The sequence below is a fragment of the Limnohabitans sp. T6-20 genome (assembly GCF_003063505.1).
In the GTDB taxonomy this organism is placed as follows: Bacteria; Pseudomonadota; Gammaproteobacteria; order Burkholderiales; family Burkholderiaceae_C; genus Limnohabitans_A.
On the sequence record NZ_NERW01000003.1, the window covers coordinates 109556 to 121615 of the forward strand.

A 12060-nucleotide genomic window follows, 5' to 3' on the forward strand; every position below is an offset into this window, starting at 1 on the left:
CATCAGGCGTGCGTGACTTGCATGCGCCCTTCGGTCAGCAGGCGCTGCAGCAGTTGCTCTGAGGTTTCGTTGGACACCGTGAAATAAGTGCCCAGGCCTGCGCCGATGTCCTTGAGCGTGACCAGCTGGCCCATCACATCGCCGCCATCGCGGTCGACCCAGACCTGCAAGTCTTTGCCACTGTTGACGCGCACCAAGTCGATGTAACCACCGGCCATCAGGGTCTGCGCATCGTGCTGAGCATCGCCCGTCAATTTGTCACCCGTTGCCAGCTGGAACAAGTCCGACAGGTCGAGCACATCGGCATTCGGGCTGTTGCTGCTGGTGTTGAAGTCGGTGATGACGTCGCCGCCCGTGCCGCCCAAGCCCCCGGTGCCGCCCGAGCCCTGCGTCACGGTGTTGTAGGCGAACCGATCTGACCCCAAGCCACCGGTCAGCGTGTCAGCGCCCAGACCGCCCACGATCAAGTCAGCACCAGATGTACCGATCACGGTGTCATTGCCCGACCCCGCCACGATGGCCGCGCCCGAAGCCCCGGACCAGCTGCTGGCGTCAAGCGTATCGGTGCCCTCGGTGCCAATGCCCCAGATGTTGTGACCCAGGCTGCGGCCAAACTCGTCTTTCATACTGCCGCTGTAGACCACCTGGACCGGTGAGGCCACCGCTGACGAAAACGCCATGTACAGGCTTTGTCGGTTATTGAGAGAGGTGACAGAACTCAGGCCTCCGGCCGCACCGCCCCAGGTGTTGATGCTGAAATCTCCCAGCAGCGGCGCAGCCCCCGTCAAGGCGGTGTTGAAGTCCAACTGCAAAGCCGCGCCGCTGAGGCTCATGCCTTCGAGGTCAGGCGCCAGTCGACCACCGCGCACATACAGCTCGACCGATTCGTTGTTGCTGGTGGCGCTGTAGCGGGCACTGTAGGACTGCCCCTCCACCAAAAAATGGCCATAGCCGGTGGCCGAGAAACCAGAAGTCAACAAGACATCGCGGTCACCCAGCAAGACCTCCAAGCGGTTGGTTTCGGACATCTGCGCCACATCGGCCGCAGCTACCGTCAACACCTGCGCCACCACGCTGCCTGCGGCCGCCTCGGTTTGGCGCAAGTCCAGCACCTCCAGACCCGCCAAGCCATGGTAGCCCGCTGCATTGACCCGCTCATCGGCTGCCGTCACGCCAGAAATGCCTCGGACATTGCTCACAAAATCGGCCAGCACAATGGCTGAGCGTCCTTGGTACGCGGCATCCAGCTGGAGGGTGTCTCGGCCCAGCCCACCATCGATGAAACGGAATGCCAAATCGGTCACGGCAATCAGGTCGTTGCCTGAACCCGCATTCACATAGTCAGCCCCTGCTGTTTTGATGGTGTCGTGGCCTGCCCCCAAGGCCGTGGTGTTGAGCTGCAGCAACTCGTCAATCGTCGGGTTGGCATTGGCGCTGAGCGAAAGGTCATAGCTGGCCCCCACCGCAGTGGAAGCGACTTTGCGGCCCTCGGACTGGTATTTGGCCGCCAGATAGGTGGCGACTTCTCCGCGCATGGCAGCGCTCAGGCCGTAGTTGAAGGCGATCTGGTCGCCCATCACACCGGTCACAAACTCGGCACTGCCCGATCCAGTCCAGCCAGAGCCACCCACCGCCAAGGTGCCGACCCCGCCCAGCCCCCCTTTGCCGGAGTTGGCAAACATCAGGCTGTTGGCTGTGGTGCTCAAGATGCGGTTGTTCACCGCCAGCGATTGCGCCGAGGCATCGTTGTAGCCGTTCATCACCAGCCAAGAGCTCACAGTGGCTGCATTGGCAATGGTGTTGGACCCCCAGCCGGCATAGTGCGACGACAAGGTCGTCTGCAAGCCCCCAAAGTGGTGCCTGAAGGCATAGACCGTGCCGTTGTTCACGCCATCGAGCTCCCGGCTCATGGTGTAGCCCCAGGCGGTGGGGTAGCCCAGCAACTTGAGCATCGAAAAATCAGACATGCCCGTCAGATCAACTCGCGGGTTGGCAATCTGCGAGGTCGAATACAAGGACGATGCGCCGTTGAAGTACAGCGACACGTGCCCGGAGGCATCGGTGATCTTGGGCACAGTGCCTGCACGAGGCACCAGGTTCACCAGATTGCCCAGCACATTGCGCGTGGCCGTACTGGTGGTCCAGGAGGTCACCTGCGCCCCATCCTTGAGCGTCATGAGCGTGTCCGGATCGAACCAGACCGTGTCGGCATACACCGCAGACCAGTGCGCGCGGTCAGCCGCCACATACACCGAGCGGTTGAGCGAGGACGCGGCGGTGGCACCACTGCGGTCCAGCGTGGCGGCCAGCACGCGCTCGCCATCCCCACCCAGCAAAGCGGCATCCAGGCTGAAGGTGGCAGTGCTTTGCCCATTGGCAGCCACGGTGACAGAACCCACCCGGGTGCCGTCCAGGCTCAGATGGATCACATCGCCCACTTTGGCGGCGGTCAGCTGAACCAAGATTTGCAAAGGCGACGATTTTTCAGCGGCATCAACCACGTTGTTGGTGGCGACGTTGTCAATCACCAAACTGGGCGTGGCTTGGCTAAACACATCGGCGCGCACACCCACCGACAAATTGGCGGTGTTGCCCGCCAGGTCCTTGATGCCGGACAAGGCGTAGCTTTGCCCAGCCGTGAGCGTGGGCGAAGTGCCCAGCGTGACCTGCCAGGCCGTGGCGTACACGCTGGCATCCCCCACCTGCTTAACAGGGTCTACCGCCACCACCGTGGCCGAGGCACCAAAAGCCCCCGGCAAAGAGCCCGCCACCAGAGCGACGGCCTCCTTGAAGTGCAGCGTCACCACATCCCCTGTGTTGAAAACCCCCATCGCGCCAGTGTCTGTCAGCACTTCTGCCCGCACGTAGGGCTCCACCAGGGTGTCGAGCGTGACCGGCTTGGGCGCAGAAAAAGCGCTGGTACTGCCGTCTGTTTGCACGATCTGGGTTGTCAGGGATTTTTGGCCCGTGGCGCTACCCCAATCGGCCGAGGTCAAGGACAAATTGGTGCTGGTCGCGTTCGTGGCCATGGACACGGTGCGGATCAACACGCCATCGAGGTAAACGCGCATCTGGCTGCCGGCCACCGCGGCCACATGCGTCATGGCCACTGAGGTGGCGGCGGCATATTCTGTGGCGTTGATCCGGTTATCTGCAGCGATGGTGACCGGTGGCGTGGCGGCGGCAGGCACCACCAGCGAAGGCACCGTGAACACCTGCGCTGTGGCGGCAGCATTGCCCACCGCATCGATCACCCAGGCGGCATTCACCGTCACGGTGTCGCTCGTGGCCACGGTGGGTGATGTACCCCAATAGATGCGGAACTCCTGTGCATACGAGGTGCCGTTCAGGGTGAGCTCACCCATGGCCTCCACACGGGCACCTTTTCCAAAACTGTGGCTGTTGTTGAGCAACCAGGCCGTCACGTTTTTGAGCCCCGATGACTGAACCGGCTCGGTGAAGCGCACCACCAAACCGTCGTTATTGGCACCATCGCTGTTGCCATCGAAACGGGCCACGGCGTCAATGACGGGGGTGGACTTGTCCACGGCAAAGACCAGACTGGCTAGGCTCGACGCATCGGCCCCTTGCGCTTGGCTGGCTTCCACCCGGATGTTGCGCGAGCTCGTGGCACCTCCCGCCAAGGTGGTCAAATGGGCAGCGCTCAGGCTCTGGGTCCATTGGCCAGAAGCATTGACCGTCACGTTGCTGAAACTGAGCAAGGCGGCAGCACCGCTGCCAGCAGACGCGTCATAGAAATTCAGGCTCACAGTCGCGCCGGGCGAGCCCGTGCCCTTGAGGGTTTGGCTGGTCGCCGACTCCGTGGCGCTGATCAGGTTGTCGCCTGTCAGGTCAAAAAACGTGGGCGGTGACAGGGACAAATTGAGCGCAAACGCACCCGTGCTGGCCGTGGAGGTGTTGCCCGCCCGGTCGGTTTGGGTGACCGACACGTTGATGGTGCTGCTGGCGTTGGTGCCGCCCAAATCCTTGTAATCCGAGGGCGTGAGGGCAAAGCTGTAAGTGCCATCGTTCCCTGCAAGGGTGCTCATGCGGCGAACCTGACCCGTGGTGGAGCTGTTGAGCACCACCACCACGGTGGCACCCGCCTCAGCGCCACTGCCCGCAAAGGTGCCCGCGCTTTTGGCTTCCAGCGCGGTCACCGTGTCCAGCGATGCCGCCGAGATAACGGGTGCGGCGATCAGGGTGTCCAGCGTCTTACCCGACAGGCTGCTGCTGGCAGACTCGTTGCCGCCGGTGTCCACGATCTTCACCGACAAGTCAAAGGCCTCGCCTGTGGCGGGGCCGGTGCTGGACTGGCTCACAAAGCTCGCTGGCAAAACCAGGGTCAGCAAAGTGTCTGGCTGCCCCGCCGACAAAACATGGCTGTAGCTGTGGCTGCCCCAGCTGAAAGCCAATGTGTCGCCGACCTTGGTGCGGGTGTTGCGCAGGTCCACCGTCACGGACAAGCCCGCGCTGGTCTCGGCCACGTTCACCCAAGCGTCTGAAGCGGCGGCCACGGTCATCACCGGGTTGCCGGGCACATCGGTGTCCATGGCCACTGCCCGGGTGGCGGTTTCGCTCACGTTGCCTGCGGTGTCGGTCTGGCGGGTCTTGAGCGTCCAGGTGCCATCGGCCAGGCCAGTCAACGCCGTGTTGAGCGCGGCTGCGGAGACCGTGCCGTTGCTCAAGGTCAGCGTTCGCGTCACCAGGGTCTGCGTGCTGTCCAGCCCCTCGATCCAAGCCTCGACGCTGGCCCCGGCTTCCAGCCCGGTCAGGGTGATGTCGCTCAAGGCCGCTCGCTCACTGGCGCTCATGCGGTTGTCTGTGGCCACGGCCGGAATGCTGGGCGCGGCAGGGGCCAGGGTGTCCAAGTCCCAGGAGCCGGTGGGTGCTGACCAGCCCGAGGCATTGCCCGCGACATCGACCACCCGCGCCTGAGCGCTCAGGTCGGTCACGCCCTGCAAGCCGCTGAGCGCCTGCACCGGCAAACTGAGCACGGCAAAGCCATTCGCCACATCGCTGGCCAGCAAGGTGGTCTGGCTGGTGTAGGTCTGGGCACCGCCCGCTGTCCAGCTGAACTGGACCTCGAGTTGGTCGTTGGCCAGCACACCGCTGCCCAAGCTCACTTTGACGAGCGCTTTGCCGGTGTTGAGTTCGGCCACGTTGATCTTGTCGCCACCCGCCGAACCGGCCAGATCGGCCGCCAGCGAGTTGGCATCGGCCGCCACCAAGCCGACCACAGAAGGCGCTGCAGGAGCAAGGGTGTCGACACGGATGCCGTGGATCTGCGGCGCGATGCTGCTCATGGCCAAGGGGTTACCGGCCACGTCTTGCAGCACAACGCCGTTCCAGATCACGGTGAAGCCACTGGCCCCGATGACGCCTTCGAGCGCGCTGTCGTTGGCTTGCACCACGTACTTGAACACCAACCACTGGCTGCCCAAAGCTGCCGAACGGGTGGCGTCATAGACCGCATCGCCCGACAGGCCGGCCCCCAGGTCGATGGCGGGGTCGGATGTTCCTGCAGTCAGCGTGACGTCTTCGCTCAGCCGGATCTTGATGAGCAGCACATCGCCCACTTTGGCGTGTGCACGGGGCTGGCCCGCGCTGTCTTCCACCACCAGCACCGCGCTTTGCAAAGCGGGCACCACCGTGTCGATCACAAAAGCGGTGCCGTAGGTGACGGCGCTGGACTCGTCGGCATGGATGCCGCTGCCATTGCGCTGCACCGCTTGCACCGTGGCCGCCCCCTGCCCCAGCGCGGTCAGTGCGGCACCGGTGACGGTTGCGCGCCAGCTGCCATCGGGCGCAACCTGCACCACGGGCAAATCGGTGACCACATCACCCACGGTCACCCGCACGCGCACCCAGCGCCCGGCATCGCCCGTGCCGCTGATCTGCAGGCCGGTGCTGCCATCCGCGGCATTGAAGTACTGGTCAGCAACGTCCTGCACAGTCAAGCCCGCAGGGGCGTTGACCACATCGTCTGAATACACAAAGCCCTTGCTGGCCGCTACCGAAGGGTTGCCCGCCGCATCGGTTTGCACCGCGCTGACACTGAGGTTGACGCCCGCAGAACCGGTGTTGCTCGGAAAGCTGGCAAAGTCGGCCGCATTGAGGACAGCTTCCCATTCGCCAGAAGAATTGACGGTGATGCCGCCCTTGGCCAGCAAGGTCGTGCTGCCATTTTTGAAGGTCAAGACCACGCTGGCACCGGCCTCGCCTGTACCCGTGAGCCGCACGCCACTGGCGCTGAGCGCTTCACTGCGGCTGATGCGGTCGTCCCCGGCCACCACATTCACCACGGGTGGCGTGGGGGCCACGGTGTCCACCGTGACCGTGGCCACTTGCCACTGCGAAGGGTTGCCTGTGCCATCGACCTGTCGGGCTTGCGCCTCCAGCGGCCCTTGGCCCCAAGCGGCCAGCTGGCTTTTTTGCGCGGCGCTCAAGGTCCAGCTCCAGGCCCCGCTCACGACATCGGCCGTGACGGTCTGGGCGATGGTGTCGAAGCCTTTGACCAGGCGCACTTGCACGGACCGTCCCGCATCGGCGAAGCCGGAAACGGTCAAAGTGCCCGCCATCTCGGTGATGTTGAGGATGTTGTCCGGGGTCACCGCTTGCAGTGTCGGCATGGCGGGCACGGCATCCACCGGGCCTGTCCAGGCTTCGTAGCGGGCACCCGCGTTACCGGCACGGTCCACGGTTAGCGCTTCCACGCGCAGGTTGGCGTTGTCGCCCACTTGCGTGATCACACCTTCGGAAATGGTGACGGCGGCATAGCCCCGCTGCACGTCGGTCAGTGTCAAGCTCACATCCACCTGAACGCCGCCGCTGCCTTGCTGGCTGCCCCAAAACACGCGCAAACTGTCACCCGCCACGGCATCGGCCGCCAAGGGCACATACAGCACCGTGCCATCGTAGGCTTCGGTCAAATTGTTGTTGCTCACGGTGGCCAACAAGCCCCCTGAGAGTTCGGTATCGACATTACGCTCCAGCGCAGCCTGAATGCGTGCGGCCGTGACACTGGCCGGGAGCGTTTTGTCAAACACAAAGCTGCCGGTCGCTGTGGGCGATGTGACACCCGACACCACTTGCGTGGCCTGCATGCCGATGGTGCCTTCGCCCAAACTGTCCAGCTGAGCAGCCGACAAGGTCAGGGACCAGCTGCCTGCCGTCACCGTGGGCGTGAGGTTGAGCACCTGGCTGTTGCTGCCCGTTAAGCGCAGGCTGAGCGTGCCGCTGCCGCTGACCTGCCCCGTGAGGGTGATCGGGGCCTGGTTGTACTCTTGCTGGTTGACGTAGCCGTCTGTCATGACCGCGTTGAATTGCGGCGCTTGAGGGGGGGCGCTCACGTTCAAACCCGACACGGCGGTGCGCAGCACATCGGCGTTGCCTGCCGCATCGGTCACCCGGTAAGTCACCGACAAATTGGCTGCCGAGCCCAGCAAAGCGATCTCCTCGCCGGGCACGGTCAGGGTGAGCGTCTGGGCGTTGGCCTGCAAATCGCTGGCCCGCACCACATAGGTCAACACAGCCTCGGTGCTGCTGCCCCAAAAGATTTCAATGCGGTCGCCCACTGCGGCATTGGCAGGCAAGGGCAACACCACCGGCACACCGTCCACCGCCTCCAGGGCGGTGACGCCGCCCGCCAGCTCAGACGCCGCATTGGCCGCTGCCGCTGCAGTCTGCGCCGCCGATGTCGGGGCTGCTGGGGGTGTGGTGTCCACCGTGAGCGTGCTGCTGACGGTCAGGGATTCGAGGCCATTGAAGACTTGCTTGACCGCCAGCGAGACCACGCCCTCGCCAAGCGCGGCGTAATCTGCGTCCGTCAAGGACACGCGCCAGGTGCCGTTGGCGGCCACCTGGGTTTGCAAGTGGCGTGATGCGCTGCCACGGGTCAGCGTCAAGGCCACGGTGTGGCCCGCCACCCCGGTGCCTTCGATGACCACGCCCGCTTGTTTTTCGGCCAGGTTGATGGTGTCGTCCTCGGCGACCACCAACAGGCTGGGGCTGGGCACCTCGGACTGCAGCACAAAGCTGCCCGGCACCACCTGCGACGACTGAGCGCCATCGGCACTGCTGGCCCACAGCTGCACGCTCACATCGCCCGCGCCCAACACCGTGCGCATCTGTGCGCTGGCCAACGTCAAAGACCAGTGGCCGTTGACCACCTCCGCAGGCCCCAGATCGACCGCGCCACGGCTGCCCACCAAGTGCAAATACACGCGGGTGTTGGTGGGCCCACTGCCCGTCAAGGTCAGGGGCTGGGCCTGGGCACTCCAAAGCACCGATACCGGCGAAGTCAGGCTGGGCTGAGCACTCAGAGGAACGGTGTTGACGCTCAGGGTGCGATTCTGGGTGGCGGTGTTGCCAGCCAAATCGGTTTCCGTGACGGTCAGGGCGGGGCTGCCGCTCAGGCCTTGCATCTCGGCGGCGGTGAAGCTCGTGCTCCAGCGGCCATTGCTCGACACCGTGGCGGTGCGGGCAGCCAGGCCGCCCAGCTCAATCGTGATGGTCGCGCCCGCCTCGCCCAAGCCAGTAAGGGTTTGGTCCAGCTGCGTTTCGGCCAAGTTGATCCGGTTGTCGCCCGCGAAAGCATTGACGCTCAGGTCACGGGCAGCCGTGTCGAGCGTCAGGTTGCGCACCGTGCTGGTGCTGACGTTGCCCGCGCGGTCGGTTTGTGTGGCGGTCAAGCGGATGCTGCCTTCGCCCAACTGGGCCCACTCGGCCGATGTCAGGCCCTGAGTCCAAGCCCCGGTCGTGGCGTTGGCAGACAGGGTTTTGCTCACCGTGCCCAAAGGGCCTTGGAGCAACAACGAAACCGTAGCCCCCGGCTCGGCGGCGCCCCTCAGAACCACCTGGCCTTGCTCCAGCCCATTGATTCGGTCATCGCCCGCCACCGGGTCCACCACGGGTGCCAGCGCCAGTGAATCGAGCGTCAAACCCGTCTCCACGGTGTCGCTGACATTGCCCGCAAAATCAATTTGCCGCACATTGAGCTGCAAAGTGCCATCGCCCACCTGGAACCACTGCTCCAGAGAGATGTAGCCCGTCCAGTTGGTACCACTGGCCGTGACGGTCACCGTGTCACTGACCACACCCGTCAAGGTGTTGTAAAGCCAGTAACTGACTTCATGTCCACTGGCACAAGTGCCGCGTATCTGCACCTGGCCATCGCGCTCGCGCGCATTCACAAGGTCGTCATTCAGGTAGTCGGCCAGCGCGGTCACGGTGGGCGTTGCCGGACGGACGTTGTCCATCATGATCCGCAAACTGGACGCCAGCGTGCCAGACGCCTGCGCGCTCAGCGTGTGAAGACCTGGGGTCAGTTGAAGAACGGTCGAACCCAAGCCATAGGCATCGAGCTGCACACTGCCCAAACTGTTGCTGCCTTCGCTCAGGGTCACGTTGCTGCCCGCCACGCCGGACACCCACACCGTCACGCCCTGCACTTCATTGCTGTGGTATGTGCCTGCCACCTGGCGGTGGTAACTGTCTTGCGCCAACTGAATGACAGGCGGGCGGCTGCTGAAATCCACCGCCACCACCGACGTGCCCAAGGCATCGGCCGTGACCGGCATAGCCACCGAGGCGTTGCTCGCGGCATCGGTGAACACCACCGAGACCGCTTTGCTGCCCGCACCTGCCGCCAACAAAACGTCCACCGAGACCGCCACCTGGGCATAGCCCTGCGCCACTTCTGCGTTGGTGATGGTGTGCGTGACAAACTGGCCACCCCAGTTCAGGCGCAAGCTGCCGCCCGTCCCCAGGTTGTCCGGCAATGCCACGGGCACCAGCACCTGGCCATCATCGACCACATCCGACCAGTCCACACCGCCGCTGAGCTCTCCCGCGCTTTGCAAAGACAAAGCGGTCGCCTGCTGGCTTCGCACGCCTGCGGGCGCAATGGTGTCCACCGTCACGCTGCGGGTGGCTGTGCCCGTGTTGCCCGCACCGTCGGTCTGGCTGACCTCTGCCGTGAAAGCGCCCTGGCCTGCTGCGGCCAATGTGGCCAGCTGCGCCGAAGTCAAAACGATGGCCCAACTGCCTGCAGTGGCTGTGGTGGTGTAGACCAAAGCTTGACCGTTGTGGGTCAAAGTTTGGTTGTTGCTGTCCTTGAAGGACAAACTGACCAGCAAACCGTTTTCGGCAGCGCCTTCAAAACGTGTGCCGCTGGCCTGTTTGGCCACGTTGATCAAACCCGTACCTGTGGCGACGTCGGCTGCCTGGGTCATCGAAATGGTTGGGGCCTGCGTGTCCACCTTCATGCGCTTGACCTGGCTGGCATCACTGAGCTGCCCGCCCACATTCGCGAACGCACGCAGCTGGTATTCGCCCTGAGCGAAATTCAAGGATGTGGTCTGGAATACGCCCGTGGTGGCATCGGCCGTGACCACCTGCAGCGATTCGCCAAGGTCCAGAACACCATCGTTGTCCCGATCATCGAACACCGTCACGGTCGAGCCTGCCACAGCGCGGCCACTGATCACCTGTTGTGTTGTGGCGGTCAGGCCATCGGTCGCGTCCGCGCCCGTGTCCGAAGAAATGGCCAGTGCCGAAGGCACTGCGGGCACCAAGGTCACGGTAACTGGCAAGGCGCTTGTCCAGCCCGACTCGTTGCCAGCAGGGTCGACTTGGCGCACCTTCACATCCACCGACCCGGAGGCGATCTGGCCCCAGTTGTCCGCTGCGATGGTCAAGGTCCAGAGGCCTTGCGGGCCCACCACCACCTCGTCCTCCAATGTCTCGCCACCTTGTTTTCGTTGAACCAGCACTTTGGCTCCAGCCTCGCCTGTTCCCGAAAACACCACACCCGCTTGCTGCTCGGCCAGGCTGATGGCGTTGTCACCCGTGACGGAATCCAGTGTGGGCAAGGCGGGAGGGCTCGTGTCCACCGCCAAAGCAATGGGCGTGGATGTCGCAGAAGCATTGCCAAACCGATCCACGGCCACAGCCAACAAGGCATGCGTTTGGCCAGCGGCCAGGCTGGGCAGCGTCAGGTTGTAGTGCCCCGCAGAGTCGGTCGATGCCTCTGCCAGCCATTCACTGGCCTCGGCGAGTCCATCGCCATTGCGGTCCAAGTACCAAACCACCTTGCCGTTGGCTGGTCCAACACCCCAAAAAGCAGGCGTGACATAGGACGTGGCCGTTGCGCTCCATCGTGTGGGCGTGGGGTCGTCCAGCTCGGCTGTGGGCGGGTTGGGCTGAGACAAACGGATTTCAAGCTCGCGGCCTGTATCGATACTGACAAGGCCAAAGGCATCGACACTTTTAGCAAGCAAGAACGTCTTACCAGAGGTCACCTTGGCATTCAGCAGATCGGCATAAGAGGCCAGGTAGTGCCACCGCCCTTGTGCGTCGGCCGTGACCATCATGCTGCCCGAACCCTGACTCCACCGCAGCATCACGGTACTACCCGCCTCGGCTGTACCTTGCAATAAAACGCCCGCCAAGGCCTCGCTGCGATTAATAAAACCATCGGCCATGGCCACTGGGGAATCAATCGTGGGCGCAACTGGTGGAACTGTGTCAACCGGGCCAGGCAGCAAGGTCTGTTTATCAATGGTTTGTGCCCCTGACTCCGTCAGCGGTTCCCATGCCTTGACATCGGCACTTTCCAACGTTCGATACACACCGCTCAACACACTGGATTGAGACAAACCCGAAGCAGCCCCATCGTGCAGAAAGGCGGCGTCGACATGCGCCAGATCCGATGCCAGAGACTGCACCCAGAAGATGTCGTTTTCAACGGCCAGCGTGGCCACCGCATCGGGGGCTATTGCCTCCAGCACCGTGGACGGCAAAGCAGTTTGGGCAGTGAGGTACTGAGGAGCTTCCCCTATTTGGGTGGACTCCAGCACCAGCAAAGCATCCTGATCGGGCAGATAAAAATTCTGCAAGCGCTGCAGCTGAATCGATCCGTCCACCTGTCGCACCCAGGCCAGCAAATCATCGCCAGCACGTTCGACGCGCAACACGTCTTGCAAGACCACCCGCTCACCGCGCTGCAATGTGCGGGTCAGGTGGGGAACACTCAGATGAACGGTGGCCATGAAAAAC

At 63.6% G+C, this 12060-nt stretch carries 1 protein-coding gene; it reads right to left on the bottom strand.

Going from position 1 to position 12060, the window contains the following annotated elements:
• Positions 1 to 2: 2 nt before the first annotated feature.
• Positions 3 to 12053 carry a type I secretion C-terminal target domain-containing protein gene (locus B9Z33_RS11540; RefSeq protein ID WP_108287193.1) on the bottom strand — a complete coding sequence of 4017 codons (12051 nt, stop codon included), beginning with the start codon at positions 12051 to 12053 and terminating at the stop codon, positions 3 to 5.
• Between the last annotated feature and the right edge of the window lie 7 nt (positions 12054 to 12060).

Excerpts from the sequence above, each read along its gene's own strand:
- B9Z33_RS11540 (WP_108287193.1), bottom strand. The coding sequence starts at position 12,053 with ATGGCCACCGTTCATCTGAGTGTTCCCCACCTGACCCGCACATTGCAG.